The organism is Streptomyces sp. NPDC002698 (genome assembly GCF_042888945.1).
Taxonomy (GTDB): Bacteria; Actinomycetota; Actinomycetes; order Streptomycetales; family Streptomycetaceae; genus Streptomyces.
Genome location: NZ_JBIAQM010000008.1, coordinates 266,299 through 292,653, shown reverse-complemented (window position 1 = coordinate 292,653; position 26,355 = coordinate 266,299). Strand labels below are relative to the sequence as shown.

Below are 26,355 nucleotides of genomic sequence, written 5' to 3'. Positions count from 1 at the left end.
GGCCGACATGGAGCGCGGGCGCACCCGCGGCCCACAGCGCCGTACGGTGCAGGCACTGGTGGAGGCACTGGGGCCGGCCGCCCTCGAAGGCGAGGCGCTCGAACAGGCGACAGCCGCAGGCCGCCCACGACCCGCTACCGCCACCGCCCCGGTGGCGTCGGTCGGCCTGCAACTGCCGTGCGACATCGGAGACTTCACCGCACGGGCTGCGGACCTCGCCCGGCTGCGGACCTGGTGGACAGCGCCGACGCCGCCCATCCCCCCCGGTCGTTCTCGTCTCGGGGCAGCCCGGCCTGGGCAAGACGTCCTTCGCTGTGCGCGCCGCGCACAGCATGGCCGACCGGTTCCCGGAAGGGCAGTTCGCCGTCGGCCTGCGCGGGGCCGATGCCCAGGCAGCCGACCCGCACAGGGTGGTCGTCCGCATGCTCCGGTCGGTAGAAGACTTCCGCTTTCCTCTGCCCTGCTTTTCTCCTCCGAAGATCTTTTCAAAGCCGGGAGCCGTGACGTTGGGGTCCGCAGGGTCCTTCTCGGTGGCGGAACTGCGGGTCGCCGGCAGGCGCGCAGGATCGCTGCGGTACGGGCCTGGGCGCGCCTGCACGATGCCATTCCACCCAGGACGGAAACATCGGCCACACCTGCGTCGTGGGGACGCCCCGCATCCCCTGCGCCGTGGGTCTTGGCGGCCTCTCTGTACCGGGTGAGCTGTTTCTCGCATTTGGCGAGGGGTATTCACGATCGATGGCGGATCCGTGGTCGCCGCACCCGGTTCGGCAGGCAAAACCGCAGGTGTGATCGGGGCGTTCGAGTTGCGCCATCGGTGGCGCATCCGCTGGTGGCACGGGGGTCATAGGCGGATGACGATCAAGGCGACGTCGTCGCGGGCGCTGCTGCTGACGCCGAGGTCCGCGAGCAGGGCGTCGGCGAGGCCTTCGGGCTCGTTGTCTGCATGCCGGGTGAGCGCGTCGGTGAGGCGTTGCAGGCTGGCGTCGATGTCCTCGCCGCGGCGTTCGATGAGGCCGTCGGTGTAGAGCACGAAGGTGTCACCGTGGGTGTAGGGCAGGTCGGCCTGGGGGTGGGGGACGGGTTCGGGGCGGGTTCCCAGCGGAGGGTCGGTGGCCCGGTCGAGAAGGTCGAAGGTGCCGTCCGGGTGGAGCAGGATGGGGGGCGGGTGGCCGGCGCTGCTGTACATGATGCGGCGAGCGCGGGTGTCGACGACGGCTTGGACGACGGTGGTGGTCAGCGCACCCTCCACGTCGCGTGCGTACAGGCCCAGGACGTCCAGGGCCCGCGCGGGCCGTTCCACGGCCCGGACGACGGCGGACAACGCGCTGCGGAGCATCCCCATGACGGCGGCGGCCTCCAGGCCGTGGCCGACGACGTCGCCGACCGCGACGGCGAATCTGTCCTCGGGCAGGTCGACCACGTCGTACCAGTCGCCGCACACGTTCAGTGACCCGGCGGCGGGCAGGTAGCGCACCGCGGTGTCCTGGTGCCGGGCCAGATGTGGTGAATGGAGCATGGCCTCCTGCAAGGTGACGGCGACCCGGCGTTCCCGGGCGTGGGCCTGGCGCAGTTCCTCGTTCAGTCGCTTGAGCTCAAGCGCCCGTGCGTACAGTTCGACCTCCCTGGCTTCCACGTCGCTGAGCGCGCCGCCTTCTCGCAGGTGAGCATGGGAGCGGATGAACGAGGTCACGTCCTCCCCCCGGTGGAGGATCCACATCACCTGCCCGTCCGGCCCGAGCACCGGGGTGTTGATCGCGGACCACCACCGCTCCTCGAACACGCCGGGCCGGTCGGCCACGGGAATGTCGTACTTCATCGGCGCCATCGTGTCCCGCTCTTTCGAGCGCAGGACCCGGCGCAGGGAGGCGTGCAGATTCCGCACGCCGTCGGCATCGGGGTCCGCCGGATTGTCAGGGAAGGCATCGAAGAGATAGCGCCCGATCAGATCCTCACGAGTACGGCCGGTCACCTGGCAGGCCGCCTCGTTGATGTCGGCGAGCACCAGATCCGGGCCCAGCACCATACAGGGGCTGGGGGTGGCCGCGAAGAGCGTCTGGTAGTCGATCGCCGGCCCTGCCGCACGGCGCGGCCGCGAACCCTCACCGGGGCTGTCTTCGTCCCTCACCCTTACGTTCTACCGGTCGTCGGCGCCCTCGGCACCTGGGCCCATCGCCTGCCCTCGGCCCGTAAGAGTGTGTGGGCCCGGCTCCACCGGGCCGTCCTGGACGAGCTCGGCTCACGTGGGCGACTCGACTGGTCCAGGTGCGCGATCGACTCGGTGAGCATTCGCGCCCTCAAAGGGGGCAGCTGACGGGATCGGATCCGACCGACCGCGGTAAGAAGGGATCCAAGATCCATCTGATCTGCGACCGCACCGGCCTGCCGATCTCACTCGCGATCTCGGGCGCCAACCTGCACGACAGCCAGGCTTTGGAACCCTCGATTCGAGGTGTCCCATCGATCCGCTCGCGCCGTGGGCCGCGTCGGCGTCGTCCGGCCAAACTGCACGGCGACAAGGGCTACGCCTACGACCATCTGCGCCGCCGGCTGCGCGAGCGCGGCATCGTGCCGCGGATTGCCCGGCGTGGCATCGAGTCCTCCCAACGCCTCGGTAGCCATCGCCGGGTCGTGGAACGCACGATGTCCCGGCTTGCCGGCTGCCGTCGCCTGCATCGGCGATATGAGCGCAAGGCCGAGCGCTTCCTTGCCTTCGCGGGTATTTCCGCGGTCCTCATCTGCCTCCGCCGCCTCGTTCGTGCGGACGCGCAGAACCGGTCGGCATCGTGATCGTTGACTCGTCCGGCCAATCGAGTACTCAGGTCTGGCAGAGCCAGCCAGCGGTCAGCCGCCGCGAAGACCCCACTTGTTGAGGCCACCGTAGACATGGGCTTCAAGGCATCCCGGAGCGTCCATGCCGACGGCCTCACCCCGGTACAGGGCGATGAGCGAGTCCTTGCCCCGCCACCAGGTGTCGATCAAGCCCCGCACTTCGGGTACCGGCTCGTACCCTTCGAGGTCCAGGGAGTCGACGGCCTTGCCGGTAATCCTCGTGATGGTTCTGGCGCAGCGTCTCGCATGGCATGCCAGCGCCAACGACTCCACCCAGCCTTCGGTGCTGGCATGCAGTGGTGCCCAGTGGTAGCCGTGAATCCCGAACTCGCCGCCAGGGCCGATCATGAATCCGTAGGCTATGGAGTATCGGCAGTCTCCGGCAGGGATCCACCAGCCCTCAGTGGCCGAGCCTTCGGGAACGTCCGCGCCCAGGATGCGCGGGCCGCTCTCGTAAAGATGAGCGTGGTGTGGGCGGCGACGTCGCCGGAATCAGGATTGTTCCATCCGGTTGAGAGACGCACGGAGGTGAAGGATCTGTCAGACCGCTTCAACGACCTGCGTTCCCGTGGTCAGGGGTACGTCGAGGTTCGGTCGCCGAACAGGGAGTTCCCGGTGCTGATCCTGGCCTTCCGGGATGATCACGCGGTCGTCCATCTGATGAGTGACACCGAGCGGATGTCTCTGCTCGCAGGAGACGGCACCGTGCCCTCGGGTGCCGAGGTCGAAGTCCCGATCATGGACGACCTCGCCGCGTTCACGGGCGACTTTGTCCTGGACATCGGTCGGGCGTGGGACCTGGTGCACGACTTCATGCAGACGCGGGCGGCCGGCCCTCTGGGTGAGTGGTGTGAGCTGTAGCTAGTGCCGCATCAGGCAACATTCGCCCTTTCGATGGGTACTGTGTCGACGTGGCCGATGAGAAGGACAGCGGGAACGGCTCGATCCGGCAACGTCCGTGGGGCCTGGTGGTGGAAACCGTCTTGCTGGAACTCGTCGGCCTCGCTTTCTTCGGGATCGCCACCCTGTTGACGTGGCCGTTTGGGTGGCTGCCCGACCCCACTCTCGGCACGTTGACTACGAGCATGCTTGCGCTCTGGCCTGCGGTTGAGTTGTACCGTGCGGGACCGCCCCGACGGCTCGCCGTTGTTGCCGCTGTCCTTGCGCTGGCAACGGTGACACTGCTCGTGGCTGCAGCAGCGAACTGGGTCCTTCCCGCGTCGGCTGACTCAGACGTCGGTATCCTCATCGGCTACGTTGTCGCCATACCCATCGGCGCAGCTGTGTTCGCGTGGTTCCTCAACAGGGCGAACGTTGCCTGATGCGGCGCTAGAAGCTCGTGACACGGTCATGATCGGTGCTTCTTCAGGCGCCTCCAGCAGATGAGGCCGCAAGCCAATGAGACGAAGGCGTCGTGGAGTTCGGTTCGGCGTTCCCTGCGGACGGCGAGGCGTTTGAACTGGTGGAGCAGGGCGAAGGTCTGCTCGACGACGTGGCGGAGCTTGCCCAGGCCCTTGATGTTCGGGGCGCCCTTGCGGGAGACGACCGGCAGGCTCCGGCGCTTGCGCAGCTCCTCGCGGTGGGGGTCGGAGTCGTAGCCCTTGTCACTGGGCAGCGAATCGGGGCGGCGGCGTGGCCGGCCGGGACGCCCGGCCACGGGCGGGATGCCGTCGACCAGGGCGAGGGTCTGGGTGACGTCGTTGATGTTCGCAGCGGTGGTGATGACTTTGAGCGGGGTGCCGCGGCCGTCGCGGATCAAGTGATGCTTGCTGCCCGTCTTCCGCCGGTCGACCGGTGAGGGACCGGTGTCGGCGCCCCCCTTTTTTCGCACGGATGTAGGAGCCGTCCACGCACGCGCGGGACCAGTCGAGTCCGTCGGCCGCATTCAGCTCGGCGAGCAGAGTGCGGTGCAGCCGGTCGAAGACCCCGGCCTTCTGCCACCGCCCCTAGACGCCGCCGACAGGCCTGCCCCGAGCCGAACCCGAGCTCCAGGGGTAGGAGTTGCCGAGCAAGTCGCAGAGAACCCAGTCATCTCTCGCAGTCGGGCGACAGAGCCCCGGATAGGACGAGTGCGGCATTCGTGGGTCTGTCTCTCGCTGCCGCGGGCATGGCTCCGCAAGGCCCACGCAATCCGCCTCTGCGGATTGCGTGGGCCTTGTCGTGCGCGCTTGCAGGTACCGATGGACGAAGTGGCCTCGCGCGGGTTGACTGTCGGGCCGATCTATCGCCTTCGGGGTCAGTTCACTCCGGAGGTGAGTTCGCTGAAGAGCTGGTTCGCCGCGGACGAGGTGAACTGGCGTTGCAGTTCGGCTCGGGCGATCTGCTTGCGGAACTCCCCGGCGTACGAGGCGTCACCGGCGTTGTGCATGAGTTCGGTGATCCATGCCGCGAAGGCCTGGTAGTTCCAGATGTGGCTCAGGCACGTGTCGGAGTAGCTGTCGAGGAGACTCGCGTCGCCCTGCTGGATCTGCGCGATGAGGGCGTGGGCGAGGACTTCGGCGTCGTTGAGGGCGAGGTTGATTCCCTTCGCACTCATCGGCGGGACGATGTGGGCGGCGTCTCCGAGCAGGTACAGCCTGCCGTGGCTCATCGGGCTGTAAACCACGCTGCGCAGGGGCAGGATCCGCTTGTCGGCAATGGGACCGGTGGGTACGGGGGTGCCGAACCGGGCGCCCAGTTCGCTCCAGATGCGCTCGTCGGGCCACTGTTCGATGACGTCGTCGGGCGGGCACTGGAGGTAGATGCGGCTGGCGTTCGCGCCGCGGGGGATCAGTCCTGCCAGGCCGAGGGAGTGGATCGCCATACCGGAGGGGTGGCTTGCGGGGACGTCGGCGAGGATGCTCAGCCAGGAGTATCCGTACTCGTGAGAGAAACGGGTCAGGGCGCCTTCGGGGATGCTGGCGCGGCTGACGCCGTGGTAACCGTCGCATCCGGCAATGAAGTTGCAGCTGATGGTCTTCGCCGAGCCTGTGCTGTCCTGGTAGTGCACCAGGGGATCGGCGCCGTGGAGGTTTTCCAGGGTGACGTCGGCGGCTTCGAAGCGGAGGTCTCCGCCGCCGCGGAGGTAGCTGTCGGTGAGGTTGCGGACGAGGACCTGCTGGGGGCAGTACAGGCTTTCGTTGTCGTCACCGGTGTCGATCGGCATTTCCTCGCCGTCGATGAAGAAGCCTCCCTCGCCCTCGGTGATGGGGTTCCCCGCCAGCACCTCTTCGAGTCCCCATGCTCGGAACAGGCGCACTCCGCGGGTGTCGATGGTTCCAGCGCGCTGGCGCTGCTCGACGTAGGCGCGGCTGTGCTTTTCCACCACGGTGCAGCTGATGCCGTTGCGGAGCAGGAAGTTGCCGAGCGTAAGCCCGGCCACCCCGGCCCCCACGATCACGACGGTCGTGTTCTCAAGGGTCTCTGTCATGTCGAAGCCTTCTGGGAAGCGGGCGGCACTCGGTCCGGGCCGAGCATGCTGGGCGCCGCCAGGGATGGTTCAGCCTTCTGACCACCACTGTGGAATCCGGGCGCTTCGCTGGCCACCGGTGAATTGACTCCAGATACCGAAAAGGCGCCAAGCCGGCCGACGGCTACTCGGTGTTGCTGCGCAGTTCCGACTGGTAGCGACCCGGGGTCTGGCCGACGACCTCGGTGAAGGCGTCAATGAAGCTGGAGGGGTTCGACCATCCGCACTCGGTCGCGGTGTCGGTCACCGACCGGCCGGCGGTGAGATGCACCAGGGCATGGTGGATACGCAGGATGGTGCGCCAGCGGTGGAAGCTCATGCCGAGTTCGGTGTGGAACAGGCGGCTCAGGGTGCGCTCGCTGGCCCCGGCGGCACGTCCCAGCTCGGTGAGGGTCGCGGCCCGGCCGGGGTCGGCGTGCAGGAGATCGGTAACGGTGCGCAGGCGGTCGTCGGCCGGTTCGGGCAGGTGCAGGGACCGCTCGGGAGTCTCGGCGACCTCGTCGATCACCACCGCGCGCAGCCGGTCGAAGGCTCCCGGAGGCATCTGTGCCCGCTCGGTCAGCGCCAGGAGGGCTTCGCGCAGCAGAGGGTTCACTGCGAACACGCTGGGACGGGCAGGCAGCGTGTCGCACAGGTCGGCTGGGATGGTGAGCAGGCGGACGTAGGTCTCCCCGTAGAAGCGGTGGGAGTGTTCGAAGCCGGGTGGCGTCCACGTCATCCGGTTGGCCGGAGCGACCCAGGTGCCGCGTTCGGTCGTGGTGGCCACGGCTCCCGAAGCCGCGTACACCAGCTGGCCATCGTCGTGGGAGTGCGCGTCGAGCTGGTAGCCGTGCGGGAGCCAGCCTGCGCCGTTGGGCGTCGTCGGGTGCGGCGCAGGTGATTGCGAGGAAGGCTGGCGGGTTTCCGGCATAAACCGTCAGTCTACCGGTGGTTCGAACCAGGAGGCTGACCCGACGATGGCCCCGTGAGCCCAGCGGCACAGCTGGTGCCGGGAGGGAACCGCGGCCCCGGGCGGGCTCGTGTACGGGTGCGGGGCAGACCGGGCGAGGTTCGCGGGGGAATCATGCAGATCATCGAAGTGACCGGTTATGCCGTCCGATCCGCCGTGATCACTATGAGGCGGACAGGCACGCCACTCGAGTTCGTGATCTTCCCGATGCTGCATGTGGCTTCGCCGACGTTCTACTCCCAGGTCCGCATCAGGCTCCGGGAATGCGACCTCATCGTCATGGAAGGAGTCAGAGGGAAGTCGGCCGCAGTGAGTGCCCTCACGCTCGCGTACCGGTTCACCCCGATGCGGCGGCGCAACGGCTTGCGGTTGCAGCGCGACGAACTGCTGCTTCCCGGGGACGTACCCGTCATCAACCCGGATGTGACCGCCGCTGAGGCGATCGCGGACCTGAAGGAGATGTCGCGGTGGACATACCTGCTCCTCCTGGTCGCGGCTCCCGTGATGGGCCTGGTGTTCGCGCTGCGCGGACCGCGCGCCTTCCTCGATGAGGACCTTGTCGTCGAGGACCTGCCGTCGACGCTGCGGGCGGAGATGCTGGCCGACGATCCCTTGGTCCACGCGTTGTCCGACCGGCGGGACCAGCGGCTGCTCGACGCGCTCGGCGAGATCCACGCGGAGCGCGGCGGCGAACCGATCCGCGTGGCAGTCGTCTACGGCGCCGGCCACGTCCCGGCGACGGTGTCGGGGCTGATGGATCGTTACGGGTACCGGCCACGTGAAGCGGAATGGCTTACCGTGCTGATACCGGCGTAGAGAGCCTGGTGCCCGGCCGCAGTCCGGCGGCCGACGTCCGTTCGAGGTCCTGCGCGCCTCGAACGCACTCGCCCCGAACGAGGCCGACCCGGATCGCCGTCGGGTGCCTGGAACGGGCGCTCGCGAACCGAGACCTGACCCCCGCCGGCATCCGGGCAGCGGCCACAGCCCGCGAGCGAGCTGTGCTGGTTCGGCAGCTCCAAGGGGCCACGGCCTCGACCGGCCGGCATCGTCGCCGACGCGGACCGCCGACGCGCCAGCCGCGGCTCGGCCCGCCCACCCCGGCCCGACACCCGCCGCGAGCGCCATGTGGTCGGCGCGCCGGACCTGCTCAAATGCGCTGCAGAGTGAGGGAGTTGTTGGTGCGGAGCTGGTTCGGGCACGGTCGGAACGGGGCTCGATCCACTCGTCGAGGGCAGCACCCGCGCGGCCTTCTGCGCAGCCGACACGTACGGTTCGCCCGACAGTTCTCCCCGCGAAGACATGTTTTCGTACCTGTCGCAGGGGGTCGCGGGGTCACCGGCCCCTCCCCCGAGTCGGGCCGGAGAAGGGGCCGGCTTTCACACGGCAGTTGCCGTCAGTCGGTGACCCGCACGATGCCCGAGGCCGTGGCCTCCGCGCCTGTCCCGTCCGCCGGGGCCGAGGTCAGCCGCCAGGTGTACGCGCCGGTCGGCACCGGGGTTCCCGAGTCGGACGTGCCGTCCCAGGAGACCCGGAGCGCGCTGGGCGTCTCGCCTCCCGTCCAGGTGCGTACCACCTCGCCGGTCGCCCGGCGGACGAGTGTGACCCGCCAGGACGCCGCGGGCTTGGAGAGCCACCAGGCAGCGGCCCACTCACCGGTGCCGTCCTGCGCGAGCGTGCGGGGTGCGGCGGTGCGGGCGACGCGCAGCGGGGAGACCTCGTGCTGCGGAGCGGTGACGTGGACGGTGTCGTCTGCGCCGACCCAGGCGAGCTTGCCGGCGCCGGCGTCGAGGGTCCAGGTGGTGCCGCGCCCGTCGCCGTTCGCGGGCTGCTTCAGGCCGGTGACGGTACCCAGGTCGGCCGTACCGCCGTCCGCGTGCAGTGCCGTGAGGCGCAGATCGCCGGAGGCGTCGCGGTGGGCCAGGAAGCGGTCGCCGAGGAGGGCGCCGGACACCGGCGCGGGGTAGGTGCGCCCGGTCGCCAGGTCGCGTACGCCTGCCGCGTCCTGGGAGGCGCAGCTCCAGTACAGCAGGGTGCCGCTGCGCTGGAGTTCGTCCGGGACGCAGGCGGTGCCGAGTTCGATGGTCCCGGTCAGGACGCCGGTGCGCGCGTTGAGGACCTTCACCGTGCCGGGGGTGTTCCGCGCCGCCTTGAGCAGCCACTTCTGCTCGAGTGCGGCGGCCTGCGCCGGTTGCTCGCGGACGATGCGGTCGCGGGCGGTGTCCACGACGTATTGCCGTCCGGCGGCCTCGTACAGCACGAACTCCGGTGCCGTGTCGAGGATCCGGCCGTCGGTACCCGGCAGCGGGAGGCTGTCCGCCGGGTGGTCCGGGTCGTCGCCGGTCAGCAGGGTGTCGGTGCCGGTGTCGGGGTCGGTGACCAGCCGCGCCAGCCCTTCGTCGCTGCCGTCGGAGAAGCGGCCCGCCTCCAGGCCGGGGAAGTCGGCGAGCGCCGCGCCCTTCGCCGGATCGAGGCCGGTACCGATGTCCGCGCCGTGCAACGTCTTCGTGTCGGTGAGGGAGTTGACGTACCGCAGCCGCCCCCGGTCGAGGCTCAGCGCCTGGATCTCGCCGTCCGCGGTCTTGACCCGTGGCACCTCCCGCAGGGGCAGGTCGGCGACGAGGCCCAGACCGTCCACGCTGAACAGGTGCACGGCGCGCTTGCCGTCGGTGTCCTTGCCGAGGACGACCAGCGAGCCCGAGCCCTCGGCGCGCAGGTATGCCTGTTCGACGTGGCTGAGCAGGGTTCTTTCCGTCTCCGCGCCCGCGAAGGGGGTGAGGTGCAGGGGGCCGTCGGCGCCCTCGTGCCAGAGCACGTTGTCGCCCACCACGAAGGACGTGACCTCGCTGTCGGGGGCCTGTGTGGTGAGCGGCACGATCCGCGGGGCGGCAGTACCGCCGCGCGGCATGATCCGCACGCCCGGCTCTCCGCTCCGGCTGAACCAGCTGACGGTGTTCTGTGTGATCCGGAAGCTGCCGGCCTCGCCGGTCACGGGGAGAGGGACGACCTTGCCGTTGTACGCGGTGAGGACGCCGTAGCCCTGCGTGCCGTCGGCGGTGGTGTAGCCGATCACGAGCTGGTTCGAGTAGGCGCCGAGCAGCACGGGCTCGGCGCCGGTGGTGGCACCGGCGGGGAGCTGCACCACAGGGTCGGACGCCGGGGCTCCACCGCGCGCCACACGCAGTTGGCGAGTGCCGTCGCCCTGGTCCACGGTGGCCAGCACCCAGCCGTTGGCGACCCGCGGGTTGAGGTACCCGGCGGGCACGCTGATCGTGCTGGTGAACCCGGGGTCCTCTATGCCGACGCGCACGACGTCGGTGCCGCCGTCCTCGCGCGGCTTGGTGTAGGTGACGCGGTTGAAGTCGTCGTGGGTCCGGACGATCGCGTCCTGCGGTACGCCGTCGAGTTCCGGGACGGATTTCGTGGTTCGGTTGTACGTCGTGGTCCAGAGGTAGCCGCTGCCCTCGCGGTGCAGCACGCCCTGGCTGCCGGTGGCCAGCACCGTCTCGGTCCCGTCGCCGTATGCGTCGGGCGCGGGTATCTGGACCTCGGCGGCACTGGCCGCGTGTGCCGTGGTCGGCAGTAAGGCGGCCGACCCCACGGCGAGGACGGCGGCGACGGCAGCGGCGGTGGCGCCACGCCGGGTGTGACTGGTTGCACGCAGGTGATGGGACACCTGACCCCCGTTGTTAACCGGTGACATTCGAGTTTTGCGCTGTGAACTCGGTTAACAGTACCCGGACGGGCGGGAGTTGTGTGTGAAATGTGTGCCACTAGTGTCACAGGAGTGTCGCAGGGAACGCGGCTGACATGAAGGGCGCCACGCCGGGACCACCGCGAGGCCCGGCGGAACGACGTACACGCGCCTGCATCTCGGGCCCCAGCCCTCTGCGTTCAGCGTACGGACGGTCAACCACCTTGCGCACAAGGATGATTGGCGAGGTGCGCTTCCTGGCCCGCACCCTCGGCCACGACTGCCCGAATCGGCCACGACTCCCCGGACACGGTGTTCTGCGCCCGCTCGGACGAACGCGGCATCCGCTCGACGGAAGTGACGCGCCTGCACCCGTAACGCCTGGCGTGGCTCGGTCGAAGCGTCAACGGACACCGCTCCGCGGTATGCGACCTGCGAGTGCGCCGGCCAGGCCGCGAAGTGGACGCGTCGCGCGGACCTCGCGGGCCCGTTCCCGATCACGTACCCGGACGAGTCGATTCCCTCGGAAGACCGCGGGAAAGGGCCGGGCCTGACAGACTGTGCGCCACCTGGGGAAAGAGAGATCGTCGTGCCGGATGCGCTGACCGTCCGCCGGATACTCGGGGACCAGCCGTTCGCCGAGATCGGCCGGCCCGTGTGGGCGGTGACCGACGCGCGTCACGGCTGCGTCATCGCGGCCGGTGACCTCGGGCACGTCATGTGGCGCGGTACGGGCCGCTGGCTCAACCACCGGATCGGCGTGTACGAGGCCGGCACCCTCCGTCCGCGCCACGTCGTCGCCTCCCGCTACTCGGTATGTGCCATCGAGCCTCACCCCGAGCTGCCGCTCGTCGCCGTCGGCACCGGCCGCTACGACGGCTCGTGGGATTTTCAGGGACAGCTGCTCCTGCTCCACCTGGAGACCGGGCGCGTGACGAACCTGCTGAGCAAGAGCCGCCAAGTGCGTCACCTGCGCTGGCTGGAGGACGGCAGGCTCGCGATGCTGCTCTCCCCCGAGGACAAGGACGGCGGCTTCAGCGAGGGATTCGAGCTGGCCGTCGCGGTGGACGACTGGCTGTCCGCTCCGGCCGGTCTGGTCGACCCCGACGACACACGCCATCCGATGGTCGAGAGCGGGCTCCTCTACGACCCGCGCGTGGAGGACACCCTCGCGCGGCTGACGGAGGGCCGGTGGCGGCGGCGGGCGGAGGTGCGGGACCTGGCGGTGCTGGCCGACGGCCGGGTGCTCGCCACCGGCCGTCACACGGACCTCGAATGCTGGGATCCGTCGGGCGCGCCGAGGTGGGCTCTTCCCGCGGGCGGGGAGGGGAGCGTCCGGGTCGAGGCGGCCCCTGACGACGAGTCGGCGTGGGTGACGTACCGGGGCTACCGGCGCGACGAGGTGACGGGCCGCCCGGTCGACCGCGCGACCGCCGTTCGGCGGATATCGACGGCGGACGGCGGTGCGTTGGACTGCGTGGACGTGCCGTCGGCCCCCGCACTGTGCGCCGCGGACGACGGCTGGCTCGCTCTGCGCCCGCAAGGGCGCGAGGCACACGCCGCGCTGTTGCTCGCCCCCACGCATCAGGAGGCGGCACGCCTCGACCTCGCCCCCAGCCGCTCCAACTCCCCGGCGCTGCGCGTCAGACACAGCGTCCGTCTGCTGTACGTGGACGGCCCCGGCCCGGACGACGACGCGCCGTGGATCCACGCGATCGACCCTCCAGGCGCCCACGGGCCCGCCGCTCTGCGCGCCCTCTTCCCCCTGCGCTGGGACCCGACGTCCGCACTCCGGCCCTGGTACGGCCCCGCCGTCGAGCTGGCACACACCCTCGTCCACGCGGGCCGGTCGTACGAACAGGGCGCCACCTACGCGGAAGCCCGCGAGGGCACGTACGTCGTGAGCCGCCGGCTGCCGGACGGAGAGGCACGCTGGGTGTACCGCACCGACAAGCCGCTCGCCGATCTCGACGGCGACGAACGGAGGATGCACGTCGTGTATCTCACCGGTGAGGTGGAGACCCTGGACACGGCGACGGGCGAGGTGCGAGCCCGGCACACCCTGCACGCGCACGGCCACCCGGTCACGCCGCTGTCCGCCGCGTACCGGGCGGACCAACAGCGGCTGCTCGTAGGGACGGTGGACGGGCGGATCCTGGACTGCTCGGTCTCGGATTGACCGGGTCGGCCGAGCCACCAGTCAGTGCCCCTCCTCGCTGATACGAACCGCAACACCCACCGTCAGCGAGGTCCTGTCTGCTCCCCGCCCACCCCTGTGAACACGACCGCCGCTCCACCGGCCACCACCGCGCTCCACATCGTCCTGGCCCGGTTCCTGGGCAGAGCCTCGACGCCGGAACCGCCGGGCTCACCCTTCCGTGGGGCTCCGGGGTGGTCGAAGGCCACGTGAACCGGCTCTGGTCCACTTCTTGTGGTCGTCTATACGGCGCGGCTCGATTCACGGGCCCGACCCGATGCCGCACGAACCAGCCTGGCCCGCTGTACGAGGGACGTAGCGGCGCTCTCCCACTCGGGATACGCGAAAGCGAAACCGGCTGCGCGCAGCCGCCCCGGCACCACTCGACGGCTCTTGAACAGCAGTTCCGTGTCCGAGCGCAGCGCGAATGCCCCCAACTCGGCCATCCAGCGCGTCGCCGGCAGCCCCACCGGAACGCTCCAGGCCGTGCGCAGCGCTCTCATGAAGTCGCGGTGCGGAAGGGGCTCGGGCGAGGCGAGATTCACCGGCCCGTCGAGGTCGTCCCGGGCGATCAGGAACTCCACCGCTCGCACGAAGTCCTTGTCATGGATCCAGGAGACGTACTGCGCGCCGCCGGCCACCGGACCGCCCAGCCCGAGGCGCGCCAGCCGCGACAGCACGTCGAACACACCGCCCTGATCGGGGCTCATGACCATCGCCGAGCGCAGCGCCACCTTGCGGGTCGCGGGAGTCGGCGCCTCGGCCTGCGCCCGCTCCCAGTTCCTCGCGATCTCGACGCTGTACGCCCAGTAGTCCGGCACCCCGGCCTCCGAGCCGCCGATCACCCCGGTCGCCTCGTCGTGTGCCGCGTCGAAGCTGTGGGCGTAGACCGTCGCCGTACTCATCTGCAGCCAGACGCGCGGTGGCCGCGCGGCGGCGGCGATCGCCTCGCCGACCACCCGCGCCGAATCCACCCGGGAGTCCATCATGGCTCGCAGGTTCCCGGCGGTGTAGCGGCAGGAGACGCTGCGTCCGGCCAGGTTGATCACGACATCGCAGCCGTCGATCGCCTCGGCCCAGCGGCCCAGCGTGGCCCCGTCCCATCCGATGTCGTGCGGCCGCACGGGACGCCGGGTCACCACCGTGACGTCGTGGCCGGCCGCCGTCAGCGCGCGGTCGAGAATCGTGCCCACCTGTCCGGTTCCCCCGGGCAGCACTACCTTCATCGAACCCCCTCGGCTTCGTTCGGCATCAGCCTAGCCTCTAATTTTGAACGTGTTCAACTCGAGAGTCCGGTGCACGCCAGGGCGAGGAGGCCGACACGGGCGGGCGGTCCCGGACGGCTACGGCAACGTCCGTCGGTACGTCAGCTTCGTCCTGGTACGCGCGCTCCTTCGGCCACATGCTCACCCACCGGCAGGTGACCAACTGCTGGAGTGGATCGAAGCGGGCACCGCCACCTGCCTGCCCGGCCTCCAGCGGGTCGCCCTGCACCTCGAACGCGAGCCCTGTTTCTTGATCCCCTCCAACAGTTTCCAGGCATTGCCCCTGGTCACCGAGGGTGCTACCGTCTGCCGCGCGCCTTCCCTTCTCTTGCTGACACTGGAGTAGATGGACGCAAACGGCCCCCGCCTCGGCAGGGGCCGTTTTCTTTGCCGCCGAGCACTCACCCTGTCCGTGACCGACAAACCGTCCCTGTAACTGGGTACTCCGGACGGCAGCCCCGCGACCGCCTGGTGGTTCGGCACCACCGACGACGGCGGTCAGCCGTTCAACCAGATCGTCAGCCACGCCGTCGGCGAGCACCAGAACATCGGCAACCAAGAAACTCAGCGGGCTGATCCCCGAAGAAGACTGGACGGCCCCGCAGAACGAGCAGCGCCCTGAAAGCCGTTGGAGGTGGGAACGTGCGTACAGGCGAAAGCTTGGACCACAGGCCTGGCTGGAGGCCGTGCTGCAGGCCTGGGCCAGGACGAGAAGCCGCTGAGCACCGAGGAGCTGGCAAAGCGCAGGGCGGCCGCGCAAGGCGACATCGACGCGGGAATGGACTGGGGTCTGACGGAGGGAAACACGCCGGTCAACGACGAGGTCCTCCTTCCACCCTCGGACATCGACCCCCGCTCTGAAAGGGTCCTCGGTCTGGCTCCGTTCCTGTTCCCGAAGGTCAAGGACGACCTGGAGACAGCCGCCTGGAAGGAATGGGACCGGATGACCCCGGTGAGAGACCGGGAGGAGTGGTACTCCGCTTGCTCCTTCCTCGCCACCGGAGGCTCGGACGCCGTGCGTCTCGGCGGCACTGAGCGGGACAAGAGGCTCGCCGCCGCGATGCGCGCCTACCTGGACACGGCGGCCAAGGAAGGCATCACCCCCACCGCGCCGGCCAGTTCCAGCGCACGGACGGAAATGTACGGCTGCGGCGCCAGCCGGTACGAGCACAGCACCTACAGGTGGGAGTACGACGGCACCCACATCTACGGCGCCGACAGCAGAACCGTCCCCTCGGAACGGACCTACTGGACCGACGAGCACGGCATCCTGGTCGGCAAGGACAAGGGCGGCCCCGGCCAGACCTGGACGCTCACCCTGTGGAAGCCCCCGCTCCCCAGCCCAACATGGCGCGCGCCCTCCTGTTCACCGGTCTGTTCGGCCCCTTCGGCGGCGCCCTCGACAGTATCCTCGGCGGCTGACACGGTAGCGCGGACCACAGACGCGGCGGGATCAGCCGGCGTGCACCCGTGAGCCGCGGAAGTGTGAGATGGCCGGGCGTCGGAACAGCCATGCCTGTCACGGCGTCCGGTCGTTGGCCTGGGCGTGCCGTCGGCTGACGCGCAGTGGGCGCGGATCAAACCGTTCCTGCCGGACGCTTCACCCCGACGAGGCGGCCGGTGGAGGGATCACCGTCACGTGATCGATGCCATCGCCTGGAGGTTCACGACCGGAGCTCCATGGGCGCACCTGCCTGCGCGCTTCGGTTCGTGGAAGGACGTCTACACCCGGCTGCGGAACTGGGCGATCGACGGGACCTGGCACCGCCTGTTCACCGCCCTGGTTGTGACTGGGCGGGGTAGTTGTCACCGGGCATGCCCCGCGACCTGCGGGTTCGACTCGGCTTGAGCACGCTATCTGTCACCAGTTGGGCAAGCTAGTTGTCATCTGCCTCGCCTGGCCACGGTTGTTGTCACCGCCGCAGGGCCGCCCGGCGGTATGGGCGACCGTCGCACTGAAAACTGATGGGCCGAAGGTCTCTCCCTCGGCATACTGAGGCGGCTGTCCCGTCGCCGAAGGAGACGTGTCCATGGAGGTGCCAGAGTTCACCGTGCTGGTGACCGAATCCGGGAACGGAGGCCACAAAGCCCTGCAGGCGATCGGAGCGGTGACCGGGCTGAGCCTGTGGCGTAGCAAGCTTCTTCTGGACAGTGCCCCTGCGGCGGTTGTGGAGAAAATCCCGCTCGACACGGCCGTCGTCGCAGCCCGACGACTGCAGGAGGCCGACGTGTCTGCAGCCGTCCGCTGCACCTGGTGCGACAGGGCAGTGCCCCACGACGAGACGCCGCTCGACCCAGGCCCTGCGCATCCCGCTACTGGCCGACCGCCCATTGCCAAGCGAACTCCCTGACCAATTGCGATTGCGAGTTCTGCAGCACCTATGGACCCACCGGCCTCACCCCGGAACTCGCGCAATGTCGGCAAAGCTCCCCCGTTGAGCACCAAACCGACTGAGGCGACGAGCGGCACCGGCCGGAACCAGGGCTCTGTCCGCAGTTCCGCGATCGGACGGCTCCGCCTCCCTCACCGCCTCGTTAGGCTGGCCGGGTGACTGATCACGGCATTGAGTTCCCCGCTTTTCGTCTGCACGTCGTACCGGCGGTTCTCGCTCTGGCTAGCCCCTCATGGCAACGCGATGTGTGGCTGCGGCCGGAGGAACGGGAAAACTTGGACTACGTGATCAACGTGCTGTTCGACGACTTCTGCGACGCTGACGATCCCGCTCCGTGGCTGGGCAAGAGCCTCCGGACCGAGGAGGAAGTCACACTCGTGGAGGAGCTGGGCAGAGCCTACTCGGCGGTGCAGGAGTCTGTGGGCCGCAGCGCCCCGGATGAGGCTTATCTCGATGCCGAGGAATGGGGCTCCGTGATCGCCATCGCGGCCAGACTGGCTCAGATGATGGTGACCAATGACCTTCAAGCCGCGGCTCTCGTTCAGGAGCAGCGCCAGCGCTCCTGAACGAGAGCCGTGCCGCGGGGGCGTCGTCCCCGACGCCGCCCACGACGACTGCGACCTGCACGCGCGGACCGCGGAGCGCGACGAAATCCTGGCAGACCTGTGGGAGTTCGAGGAGAAGCCCGCCGGTCTGCGGGAGGCGGGGGCGAAGGTCCTGCCGTGGGCGTTCGAGGAGGGCACGGGGGCGTTCCTGTACTGGCCGGCGCGGCCCGGTCAGCACCCCGACGAGTGGACCGTGCTCTACGACGAGGGGCGTGGTCTTCTCTGGGAGCAGCACGACATGGGGTGCCTCGCCTTCCTGTTGGCGGTGCTCACCGGGACTGCGGAAACGGCGTACTTCGGTTACCTCCACGACGTACTGAAGCCGAGAGTGCACCGCTTCGCGACGGCCGACGCGATTTCGGGAACGGCCGGACAGTGAGCCGTCGGCCGCTCTCGGCGGATCGGGAGACGCGGTGAGGAGGCTGGCGCCTGTGCCTCCGGGAGGCCTGTCAGACGCGGAAGTACAGGGTGCGTTTCAGGAGGCCGAGTGACGACTGCGCCCAGGCGAGGATGTTCAAGGTGGAATCCAGGTTGGCGGGAGGCTGGTTGACGAGGGTGTCCCGGCGGATGAGCCGATCGAAGTCGACCGTGACCGGGGCTGTCCGTACGTTTCCGTCGGAGTGGCGGAACTGCACACCGGCCGCGAGCATGACGTTGATCAATTCCTGGGCGACGATCCCGTAGGCGATGGTGGTGGGGTGAACGCCGTCGAGGGAGAACAGGCCGCCGTCGGTACGGCCTGTGCCGTCGCTGGTGATGAAGCGGGAGTTCGGCTCCGGAGCAAGGGCCTTCAGTTGCGGCGGCAGTTGGTAGGGCCGCCACCATGGCGGTTGGGCCGTCAGGTCTTTGATGTACCGGCGTGACGCGAGTCGGTCGAGCAGGCCGGCTGTGTCCATGAGGAGCCAGTCCGCCCCCGTCGTCCGCGCTGTTCTCACATGGTCGGTGATGGCCTCGTTGTAGAGGTCGATGGCCCGGTCGACGTCTTCCGCCTCCTGCCCCGTCAGGTGAGGGTGAAGGACGGGGCTGAAGGTGTCGTCGTCGATCCAGGGCCGGGTGTAGTAGGGGAAGTACCTGGACCCTGGCGCGTTCTTGGCGCCGATTCCACGGGCGAGCGGGGCGATGGTGACGTGCGGGACGGTGCACCAGATGACATGGCGAGCCGCGATCTGCCGTACTTGGGCGACGACTTGCCTCAGCTCGTCCCTGAAGTGGCTGGGATCCCAGACCGTGTACGTCTTCTTGCGCTCCAGGTCGTCGTATCCCTCACCACTCCACTCCACTTTGAGCTGGGTCACCGTCTGCAAGGCGTTGTTGGCGCCGAGGAAGACGATCAGGGTCTCGATTCCGTGGCCCCCTTCGTCGGTCCGGTCCTCACCGAGGCGGCGGGCCGCCGACAGCAGCGTCATGGTTCCGTCTCGGTCCACGCTGCCGGAGGGCAGGACCCGCAGTGCCGCGCGGTCACCGTTGTTCTCCACGGTCTGCCGCAGCAGGTTGTCGGCGGGCGCCGCGATGGCGTCCTGGCAGATCTTGGCGCTCTTTTCGAGGACGTCGCGCAGGTCCCAGCCGTACACGGCGAGGTTGTGGTTGATGGCGTTGATCTGCGGGACGACGCTTCCCGGCCCGCGCTCCCAGTAGTCCTCGACCTCGTCGAGGAACCTGCGGGCGTGGAACAGGGCCAGCGGGACCTCCCACCAGTCCAGGTCCTTGCCGAAGCGCTCCTGAAGCTCCCTCAGCAGCAGTTCGATGTTGAGGGGCAGCCCTCCGTACCCCGGGTACACGGGGAATCGGAAGTCGGTGCCGGATCCCAGTTCGTGAGCGATGATCGCCGGGTAGGACAGGTCGGTGTTGAAGACCGCTCCGCTCTGGAACCCGTGCGTGAGTGAGTCGCCGATCGTCACGAGCCGGTGGCGTGGTTCCTGTCCCTGCTCCGGGTGACCGACCGGAATGCCCAGCGTGGGGTCCGTGACCGGTTCGCGCGGTGGTTGTCCCCTGCCCGCCAGGACCTCGGCCGGGATGGGAGCGTGCGTGTGGTCGGTCATGGTGTTCTCCTCGGCCTGATGGGCCTGCGTTCCTGCGTGTGTCACTGCTCCGTGACGTGTCGTTCTAGCCAGCCGAGCAGGGCCGCGAAGGCCGGGGACATGGCGGCTTCGGACTGGGTCAGAGCGGTCGAGCGGCCGCCGTCCTCCACCGTGATCGTGTAGCTCATCGCGTCCCTGGCCCGGCTCGGCAGGTCCTGCCCGGCTTCGGGGGCGGCCACCGCCACCAGGCGGTCCAGCTCTCCCGCCGCGCTTTCGGGCAGGGCGTCGGTGTCCAGCACCTTGGGCGGAAGGCCCAGGCGGATCGCAGCCGCCTGGCCTCCCTGCGCTTCCCAGGTCACCCTCATCGGGCACACCCTTCAGGCCGGCCGACCGGCACTCCGCGCCGCCGGGGGTCGGCCGCGTCAACAGCCGTCGGTCACTTGGCCTTCAGCGCGGTCACGTCCCTGGCCAGCCCCGTCACCTGGGCGGCCAGTGCGCCGATCTGCCGGCTCACGGTCGCCATTCCCTTGTCCCCGCCCGCGCGACCGTTCCGGTCGGCGGCGAGGCTTCGCGCCCGGGCGACGCCTGCCAGGATCCCGCTGATCTGGATGCCTACGTCCTGCCAGGCCGCCAGTACGGCCAACTGTTCGGCGCTGTCCTCGCCGAACAGTTCCGCGGCCTTCCGGTAGGTGGTGTTCGCGAACTCCTGGAACTGGGTCTCGGCGTTGGAAGCCTTGAGTGATTCGTACCAGACGAGTCCGGGAGCCTCCCAGGCGAATCCGCCGATGCGCGACGCCGTCAGGAAGAACGCCTTGTTCGGGATGCCGGAGTTGACGTGCACCCCGCCGAGGTCGCCCTTCTCGGTGTCCGGCAGTCTGACGAAGTTCTCCATGTGGTCGGGTTGGGGGTCCCTGCCGAACAGGGCGTTGTCGTACGCGTGCCCCGGGGCCTTCATCGATCGCAGGGCGTCGGCGTCGATTCCCGGGGTGAAGATGTCGGGCCCGATCAGCCAGTCCGCCTCGTCGGCCGACTGCTTCAGCGACCATTGTTTGACCAGCGACCCGAAGACGTCCGACATGGATTCGTTCAGGGCCCCGGACTGGTTGTGATACTTGAGTCCCGCGGTGAACTCGGTGACTCCGTGTGTCAGCTCATGGCCGATCACGTCGACGGATCCGGTGAAGTCGGAGAACATCCTTCCGTCCCCGTCACCGAAGACCATCTGCTGCCCGTCCCAGAAAGCGTTGTTGAACCTTTCGCCGAAGTGGGCGAACGCGTCCAGGCGCATCCCCTGGCCGTCGATCGAATTGCGGTTGAACACCGCCTTGTAGAAATCGCGTGTCGTTCCGAGTCCGCCGAATGCCCGGTTGACGGAATCGTCCGGGGACTCCGGGCCGTCCTCCGACCGGGCGAGAACGGCCGAGGGGAGGAAGGTGCTGTTCTGGCAGTCGAAGACGGTCCGCCGGCCGTTGCCGGGGGCGGCAGCGGCGCCGGCGAAGGACGCCCGGATCCCTCGCTCGCCCCGCAACCGGGCGGTGGTCAGCATGGTGTTCAGCGCCACCTGGCGCACTTCGCTGTCGTCACTGCCCAGGAGCTTCTCAAGCAGGTGTGGGGGGATGATGCAATGGAGGTGGGAGGTCCTGGTCATGGGACACCTCGCGTACATGAGGAGAGGCGGGGAAACCTCGCTCATCGGATGTGGTTGCGTGGTTGTTCTCCGTGTTCGGAACAATCACGCCGATCCCGACTGGAGCTCGCCCTCGTCGATCGTCTGCGCCGGAGGCGGCGCATCGACGGTGTCGATCGCCAGGCGGACGGTTTCACTGTGGCCGGACAATCGCGTCTGACGCGCCGGGCCCCACCTGCTCCGCACCTCTGTACGGCGAGGTGAATTCCGGGATGCCGGCTCAGCCGTGTAGCGAGCGGTCTCACTGTCTCTGCTTCGTGCGCATGACCGAAGAGGTGAGAACCGTGTCTACTTCGAGTATCCGCTCGGTGCCATCGACGCGCACCCCGGGCGAGGTTCTCTTTCCGAGGATGACACGGACCCGGCCGACAGCTTTCCTCGGGCAACAACTTCCGTGCACGTTCGGCCACTTCGGACACGAGGTCGATGGTCACGGCCATGCCGTCGTTCTCCACGACCTCGTGTAATTGCCGAGGAAACAATGTCGGTGACGAACTGTTCGAGGGTTTCCCCGGCCCGGCGGAAGCAGCCTCGTGCCACAACTCCTCGCCACCGCGGGCGTGCTGCTCGGCGACATCGGCGCCGGGCGTGTAGCGGCGTCTGCTGTCAGGACGCCCAGCACGCCGGACACGCCCACAACCGGTCCTGAACCCGAAGCCCGAACCCGGTACCGAAGGTTTCCGTCACCGGCTCTCGGCGCTCACCGATCCCGCTCCGACAGACCTTGCTCCCCCGCGCCTCGCCCCGCCGGACTCCCGGCGAATCCCCGAGCTGGAGCGAGGGGACGATCGTCGCGGATCAGCAGAGGTTCCGTATCTTCCACCGGTCCCCGCAAGTCCACTGTGAAACCGGCCTGTTCGAGTGCCATGGCTCCGTGCGTGCTCGCCATGGCCGGCACGAGCCGGGTGGAGGCGATATTCACGAGCACGACCTCGGTTCGGTTGGTGACGGCTTCCAGATCACTCAGCCCCTGCCCCTCGGACAGCTTGATACGCGCCCGGAAAACGGGGCGGTTCTCCACTGCGGCGCGGGTGAACACGGGGTGGGCCACGGTACGCAGCCCGGCTTCCCTCGCGAACCCACGCTCCTGAGGATCCTCGCCCACGAAGACGCACTCGCCGGCCGCCGAGGGAGGCGTGCCATCGCCCGCCGTGCCGGCGACCGCCTCCTCGAAGATCTCCCGGTTGTCCTTGGAACCCCAGTGCACGAGCGCGTCGTCCGTGAAACGGCCGGGGAAGGCCTCCCGCAGAGCGGAGAAGGCGCGCTCCGCGGCACCTTCACCGGGGCCGGGGTTGGAAATGACACCCTTGCGTACGTCGCGGAATTCATCGAGCACGGCGAGGACACGCGGTCGGGGCAGTAGCCTCAGCGAACCGTCTGCCTCCATGCGGGCGTCCGCCAGGGTCGCTCCTATGTCGAAGAAGAGCACGGGCATCTCGATGCCTCCGCGAAGTGAATCCGTATCCGGAATCGGCACGCGCCCAAGTCGAACGGTCGTAACCGTAAAGCCCGTTCGGGGAAGGAACGGGGCCGGAGAAGCGGGTGTCGCCCACTCCGGGGAACTCCGAGGGCCCGCGCCGTCCGCCCGCGACCCGCAGACGCTCCGAGAACGGACTCCCGGCTACTCCATGGTCCCCCCTGGGTTGCGCTTTCGCATCCTGGGATGTATGCGAATTCCTTTCGACTTCAGACAGTTGAAGTAGGTACGGAGTACGGGTGGAGCGTTCTGTCCACTGATCCGCCGGCAGCGGCAGAGGTCGGTACCTGTTCCCGATCTCCGGTGGCCGGGTGAGAGAGCGCAGCCCGTGATGTTCGCGCGTTTCGACCGGCGTTTAATCACTTGACCCGGTCCGTACGGTGTCCGAGTGAAAGACATGCTGATCGACGGACTCCGCACCGCGTATGACGCCCAACTCCGTGGTGTCACCCCGCCCGGCGGCAGCGCCCGCATCGAGAAGGACGGCCCGCTGACCCGTGTCGTCGGCTGGCACCGCGGCTTCGTCACGGGCCCCCGCGACCTCGGTGTGTGCGGGGCGGAACTCGACACGCTCATAGCGCGGCAGCGTGACTTCTACGCCGCCCGTGGCGAGGCGGTCGAATGGAAGACTCGCGCCCATGACCTCCCCGCCGACCTCACCGACCGGCTCACGGCGGCCGGCTTCGTCGCCGAGGACAGTGAGACCGTGCTCATCGGGCAGTCCGCGGATCTTGCCGCCGACCCCGTCCTGCCCGACGGCGTGACCCTCCGCCGTGTCACCGCCGGAGCAGACCTCCAGCGCATCGCCGCCATGGAGAGCATCGTCTGGGGCGAGGACTGGAGCTGGCTCGCCGACGACCTGGCCTCCCGGATCGAGAACGCCCCCGAGAACACCGTCGTCCTCGTCGCCGAGGCACGCGCCGAAGTCGTCTGCGCCGCCTGGCTGGTGTTCAAGGACGGCGTCGACTTCGGCGGCCTCTGGGGTGGCTCGACGCTCAAGGAATGGCGCGGACAGGGCATCTACCGGGCCATGGTCGCCCACCGAGCCCAACTCGCTGCTGCCCGCGACGTCCCCTACGTCTATGTCGACGCCTCGGCCGACAGCGCCCCGATACTCACCCGCCTCGGCCTGCACGCGGTCACCACGACGACACCGTATGTCTGGTCGCCCTGAGCTCAGCCGCCTTCGCCGACCCCTCAGCTCGTGCCCGGGGGCCGGCGAGGCGGTAGGAGTCAGTGCCGGTCTCGATGACGGTGCCGTTGAAGGTCAGGCGGCACCGGTGATCGAGGACGCGCCGGCGGCAGTTGCGGCAAGGGCCACGGCCGTCAGGGCTGGGGTCCGTCGAACGAGCGGCTCGCCTGGGCCGCTTCGGCCGGCTGAGACAGAACTCCGTCGCCAGGTACCGATGTTCACGCCCCGGCGCTCCCACCGCCCCGCTCGACCGGGATCCACAGCTGCGAGCCGGTCTCCGCGCCAATCTCCACCGGCCGCGTCAGCAGAAGCTCGGGACCTGGCCGGGCCGTGTACAGGTTCGAAGGGAACCACTGCGTGAACACGTCTCGCCACAGCTCCTGGAGGGCGCTCGGATAAGGCCCGTGGTTGTCGAAGACCGCCCAGGTGCCGGCCGGCACGTCGAGGGCGTCGAGCTCCTCGGCGACCACCTCGGGACCGGTCACCACGCCGACCCAGTAGTCCGCCTCCGTGCCCTCCTCCCGGCTGTCGGTCAGGTACACCACCGCCGACAGGACCCCCTCCGGCTCCCCGCCGGCCAGCGCCTTCATCCGGACGACCGCCTGCTCGTCCAGGCTCTCCACGTGCGCCGCGGCCGCCTCGTTGACCCCCTCGTGCACGAGGGGGATCCGGGCCTTCCTGCCGACGACCCGAAACGACTCCTTCTCCACGATCCGGTACCGCATGGTCGTACTCCCCTCGACGACGACGCGGAAGGACATGCGCGGCTGTGCCGTGAGCACCGCACCCGTGCGCCGGGCCTCGCCCGGCCCGATGCCGTGCACCGACCGGAACGCCCGGGCGAACGCCTCGCCCGAGCCGTACCCGTACCGCACCGCGACGTCGAGCAGCGTCAGCTCCCCGGCCAGCACCTCGGCCCCGGCGAGTGTCATCCGCCGACGCCGTACGTAGACCGCGAGCGGCATCCCGGCGAGCGCGGAGAACAGCCGCCGGAAGTGGTACTCCGACACCGCGGCGATCCGGGCGACCTCGGCCATGTCGACCTCCTGGTCGAGGCAGGACTCCAGGTGGTCCAGCGCCTGATTCAGCCGCTCCAGCACGCGTATCCGCCCTTGCCTTGTGGGACAACCACCGACACGGCCGGGCTCGGGACGACCGGCCGGGCCGCCGGCAGACCGCGGGGCGGAGGCGGTAGCGGTCGGCCGCCGGGCCCACCGCGCGACCCGCCAGACCGCCTCACCGCAGTAGAGAAGATCCGATCGCGCCCCGCCCGACAAAACCGGTGCGGGAATTGTCGGGCGGGAAGCCCTGGGACTGCTTGAGGCTTACACCCATGAACGATGTTAGGGGATTTTGCGATCCGGGGTTCGCCGCAGTCCGTGAGGCGCTTGCGGCTCTGCTCGGCAAGGACGACGTGGGCGCCTCGGCAGCCGTCTACATCGACGGCGAGCCGGTGGTCGACCTCTGGGGCGGGTACGCCGACGCGAACCGCTCCGTCGGCTGGGAACGCGACACCCTCACCGGCGTGAACTCGACGACCAAGAACATGGTCGCCCTGTGCGTACTGATCCTGGCCGACCGGGGCGAGCTCGATCTGTCCGCGCCGGTCGCCGCCTACTGGCCCGAGTTCGCCGCGGCCGGCAAGGAGAACGTGCTGGTACGACACGTGCTGTCGCACACCGCGGGACTTCCGGACCTGTCCGGGCCGACGGCGGTCGAGGAGCTCTACGACTGGGAGAGCGTGACGGCAGGGCTGGCCGCGCAGGCGCCCGAATGGGAGCCGGGAACGGCCGCCGGCTATCACTCGCTCACCTTCGGCTTCCTCGTGGGTGAGGTCGTCCGCCGTATCACCGGCCGCGGTCTCGGCGAGTTCTTCGCCGAAGAGGTGGCCGAACCACTGGGCGCGGATTTCCACATCGGGCTCTCCTCCGGTCATGACCACCGCGTCGCACCGCTCATCCCGCCACCGTCACTGACCGACGCGTACGCCGCCAGCGCACCGCCGGGCCCGGACGGCACACGCCGGGAGAACACCGGAGCCGTTGTCCGGGTCAAGGACGCCAACTCCGTGCCCTGGCGCCGTGCGCAGATCCCCGCGGTGAACGGTTTCGGCAACGCTCGCTCCGTCGCCCTTGTCCAGTCGGTGTTGGCGAACCAGGGGTCGGCGGGCGGCGTGCGACTGCTGTCCCCCCAGGGGTGCGAGCCGGCGTGGCAGGAGGTGTTCCGCGGCGACGACCGCGTGCTGGGGACGCCGATGTCCTGGACGGCGGGCTTCGGCAAGTTCGGCGACATCTTCGGCTGGGGCGGCTGGGGTGGCTCGCTGGTCGTGAGCGATCCCGGTTCACGCATGACCGTGGCCTATGTCATGAACCAGATGATCGACCGGGACCGGCAGGAGGACGACCGGGGCATGGAGATCGTGATGGCCGCCTACAGCGGCCTGCACTGACAGGACGGCAGGGCGACAGGGCGACAGGGGCATTCCGGACCCGCACGGGCTGCTCTCTCCGCCGCTCTCGGCCCCGCCCTCGAGCGGAACACTTGTCAGTCACGCTGCGGGGCGGGCCCATCGGGGCTTCCCCTCTTCGGGTTCGAGGGCAC

Annotated in this window: 24 protein-coding genes; 12 read left to right on the top strand and 12 right to left on the bottom strand. The window is 69.1% G+C overall.

The window, feature by feature from the left end; translation table 11 throughout:
* Positions 1–844: 844 nt before the first annotated feature.
* Complete coding sequence (locus tag ACFYW9_RS15195; RefSeq protein ID WP_389149573.1) at positions 845–2,128, bottom strand: PP2C family protein-serine/threonine phosphatase; 1,284 nt, start codon at positions 2,126–2,128, stop codon at positions 845–847.
* Here ACFYW9_RS15195 and ACFYW9_RS15190 point away from each other — a divergent pair.
* Positions 2,009–2,790, top strand: a protein-coding gene (locus tag ACFYW9_RS15190; protein ID WP_389149643.1) for an IS5 family transposase whose coding sequence is annotated in 2 segments (ribosomal slippage) — positions 2,009–2,309 and positions 2,309–2,790 — 783 coding nt in all. Because the reading frame shifts where the segments join, the coding sequence is not laid out codon by codon here. The genes ACFYW9_RS15195 and ACFYW9_RS15190 overlap by 120 nt on opposite strands.
* A 54-nt stretch (positions 2,791–2,844) precedes the next feature.
* Here ACFYW9_RS15190 and ACFYW9_RS15185 read toward each other — a convergent pair.
* On the bottom strand, positions 2,845–3,180 hold the full coding sequence (locus ACFYW9_RS15185; RefSeq protein WP_389149570.1) for a hypothetical protein: 336 nt from the start codon (positions 3,178–3,180) through the stop codon (positions 2,845–2,847).
* 111 nt (positions 3,181–3,291) lie between these two features.
* Between ACFYW9_RS15185 and ACFYW9_RS15180 the strand changes: the two genes are divergently transcribed.
* Together ACFYW9_RS15180 and ACFYW9_RS15175 are read left to right on the top strand one after the other, a co-directional pair.
* Positions 3,292–3,693 carry a hypothetical protein gene (locus tag ACFYW9_RS15180; protein WP_389149567.1) on the top strand — a complete coding sequence of 134 codons (402 nt, stop codon included), beginning with the start codon at positions 3,292–3,294 and terminating at the stop codon, positions 3,691–3,693.
* Positions 3,694–3,743: 50 nt separating this feature from the next.
* Entirely contained in the window at positions 3,744–4,154 is a 411-nt protein-coding gene (locus ACFYW9_RS15175) for a hypothetical protein (RefSeq protein WP_389149564.1), read from the top strand.
* A 26-nt stretch (positions 4,155–4,180) separates the two neighbouring features.
* Here ACFYW9_RS15175 and ACFYW9_RS15170 read toward each other — a convergent pair whose 3' ends face one another.
* The 3 genes from ACFYW9_RS15170 to ACFYW9_RS15160 form a co-directional block, all read right to left on the bottom strand.
* Complete coding sequence (locus ACFYW9_RS15170) at positions 4,181–4,663, bottom strand: IS5 family transposase (protein ID WP_389149561.1); 483 nt, start codon at positions 4,661–4,663, stop codon at positions 4,181–4,183.
* 405 nt (positions 4,664–5,068) lie between these two features.
* Positions 5,069–6,241: a 4-hydroxybenzoate 3-monooxygenase gene (locus ACFYW9_RS15165; protein ID WP_389149558.1), complete on the bottom strand. Its 1,173-nt coding sequence runs from the start codon at positions 6,239–6,241 to the stop codon at positions 5,069–5,071.
* Positions 6,242–6,404: 163 nt separating this feature from the next.
* Complete coding sequence (locus tag ACFYW9_RS15160) at positions 6,405–7,190, bottom strand: helix-turn-helix domain-containing protein (RefSeq protein ID WP_389149555.1); 786 nt, start codon at positions 7,188–7,190, stop codon at positions 6,405–6,407.
* Positions 7,191–7,343: 153 nt separating this feature from the next.
* Between ACFYW9_RS15160 and ACFYW9_RS15155 the strand changes: the two genes are divergently transcribed.
* Positions 7,344–8,045 (top strand): hypothetical protein, encoded by a 702-nt coding sequence (locus ACFYW9_RS15155; RefSeq protein ID WP_351863675.1) that lies wholly within the window; start codon positions 7,344–7,346, stop codon positions 8,043–8,045.
* A gap of 577 nt (positions 8,046–8,622) precedes the next feature.
* On the opposite strand, the gene ACFYW9_RS15150 is transcribed toward ACFYW9_RS15155, so the two are convergent.
* Positions 8,623–10,902: a FlgD immunoglobulin-like domain containing protein gene (locus ACFYW9_RS15150; RefSeq protein ID WP_389149551.1), complete on the bottom strand. Its 2,280-nt coding sequence runs from the start codon at positions 10,900–10,902 to the stop codon at positions 8,623–8,625.
* Between the two features lie 607 nt (positions 10,903–11,509).
* On the opposite strand from ACFYW9_RS15150, the gene ACFYW9_RS15145 reads away from it, so the two are divergent.
* Positions 11,510–13,099 (top strand): hypothetical protein, encoded by a 1,590-nt coding sequence (locus tag ACFYW9_RS15145; protein ID WP_389149548.1) that lies wholly within the window; start codon positions 11,510–11,512, stop codon positions 13,097–13,099.
* Positions 13,100–13,359: 260 nt separating this feature from the next.
* On the opposite strand, the gene ACFYW9_RS15140 is transcribed toward ACFYW9_RS15145, so the two are convergent.
* Entirely contained in the window at positions 13,360–14,343 is a 984-nt protein-coding gene (locus ACFYW9_RS15140) for a TIGR01777 family oxidoreductase (RefSeq protein WP_389149545.1), read from the bottom strand.
* A gap of 817 nt (positions 14,344–15,160) precedes the next feature.
* Between ACFYW9_RS15140 and ACFYW9_RS15135 the strand changes: the two genes are divergently transcribed.
* The 5 genes from ACFYW9_RS15135 to ACFYW9_RS15115 all read left to right on the top strand — a co-directional run bounded on the left by ACFYW9_RS15135 (position 15,161) and on the right by ACFYW9_RS15115 (position 17,759).
* On the top strand, positions 15,161–15,856 hold the full coding sequence (locus tag ACFYW9_RS15135) for a hypothetical protein (protein WP_389149542.1): 696 nt from the start codon (positions 15,161–15,163) through the stop codon (positions 15,854–15,856).
* 72 nt (positions 15,857–15,928) lie between these two features.
* Positions 15,929–16,231, top strand: a complete 303-nt coding sequence (locus tag ACFYW9_RS15130; RefSeq protein ID WP_389149539.1) for a transposase — start codon at positions 15,929–15,931, stop codon at positions 16,229–16,231.
* 181 nt (positions 16,232–16,412) lie between these two features.
* Positions 16,413–16,733: a hypothetical protein gene (locus ACFYW9_RS15125; protein WP_389149536.1), complete on the top strand. Its 321-nt coding sequence runs from the start codon at positions 16,413–16,415 to the stop codon at positions 16,731–16,733.
* A gap of 197 nt (positions 16,734–16,930) precedes the next feature.
* A complete protein-coding gene (locus tag ACFYW9_RS15120) occupies positions 16,931–17,341 on the top strand; it encodes a hypothetical protein (RefSeq protein ID WP_389149533.1) in 411 nt (136 codons plus the stop codon).
* A complete protein-coding gene (locus tag ACFYW9_RS15115) occupies positions 17,292–17,759 on the top strand; it encodes a hypothetical protein (protein WP_389149530.1) in 468 nt (155 codons plus the stop codon). The genes ACFYW9_RS15120 and ACFYW9_RS15115 overlap by 50 nt, the downstream gene beginning before the upstream one ends.
* Before the next feature lie 70 nt (positions 17,760–17,829).
* Here the strand turns inward: ACFYW9_RS15115 and ACFYW9_RS15110 are convergent, their stop codons facing one another.
* The 4 genes from ACFYW9_RS15110 to ACFYW9_RS15095 all read right to left on the bottom strand — a co-directional run bounded on the left by ACFYW9_RS15110 (position 17,830) and on the right by ACFYW9_RS15095 (position 22,421).
* On the bottom strand, positions 17,830–19,419 hold the full coding sequence (locus ACFYW9_RS15110) for a hypothetical protein (RefSeq protein WP_389149527.1): 1,590 nt from the start codon (positions 19,417–19,419) through the stop codon (positions 17,830–17,832).
* 41 nt (positions 19,420–19,460) lie between these two features.
* Positions 19,461–19,763 (bottom strand): protealysin inhibitor emfourin, encoded by a 303-nt coding sequence (locus ACFYW9_RS15105; RefSeq protein ID WP_389149524.1) that lies wholly within the window; start codon positions 19,761–19,763, stop codon positions 19,461–19,463.
* A gap of 71 nt (positions 19,764–19,834) precedes the next feature.
* Positions 19,835–21,046, bottom strand: coding sequence for a M4 family metallopeptidase (locus tag ACFYW9_RS15100; RefSeq protein ID WP_389149521.1), 1,212 nt, complete (start codon positions 21,044–21,046; stop codon positions 19,835–19,837).
* Positions 21,047–21,785: 739 nt separating this feature from the next.
* Complete coding sequence (locus ACFYW9_RS15095; protein ID WP_389149518.1) at positions 21,786–22,421, bottom strand: HAD family hydrolase; 636 nt, start codon at positions 22,419–22,421, stop codon at positions 21,786–21,788.
* A 529-nt stretch (positions 22,422–22,950) separates the two neighbouring features.
* Here ACFYW9_RS15095 and ACFYW9_RS15090 point away from each other — a divergent pair.
* On the top strand, positions 22,951–23,736 hold the full coding sequence (locus tag ACFYW9_RS15090) for a GNAT family N-acetyltransferase (RefSeq protein ID WP_389149515.1): 786 nt from the start codon (positions 22,951–22,953) through the stop codon (positions 23,734–23,736).
* Positions 23,737–23,972: 236 nt separating this feature from the next.
* Here ACFYW9_RS15090 and ACFYW9_RS15085 read toward each other — a convergent pair whose 3' ends face one another.
* A complete protein-coding gene (locus ACFYW9_RS15085) occupies positions 23,973–24,854 on the bottom strand; it encodes a GyrI-like domain-containing protein (RefSeq protein ID WP_389149512.1) in 882 nt (293 codons plus the stop codon).
* A 233-nt stretch (positions 24,855–25,087) separates the two neighbouring features.
* Here ACFYW9_RS15085 and ACFYW9_RS15080 point away from each other — a divergent pair, with 233 nt between their 5' ends.
* A complete protein-coding gene (locus tag ACFYW9_RS15080) occupies positions 25,088–26,203 on the top strand; it encodes a serine hydrolase domain-containing protein (protein ID WP_389149509.1) in 1,116 nt (371 codons plus the stop codon).
* Positions 26,204–26,355 lie beyond the last annotated feature (152 nt).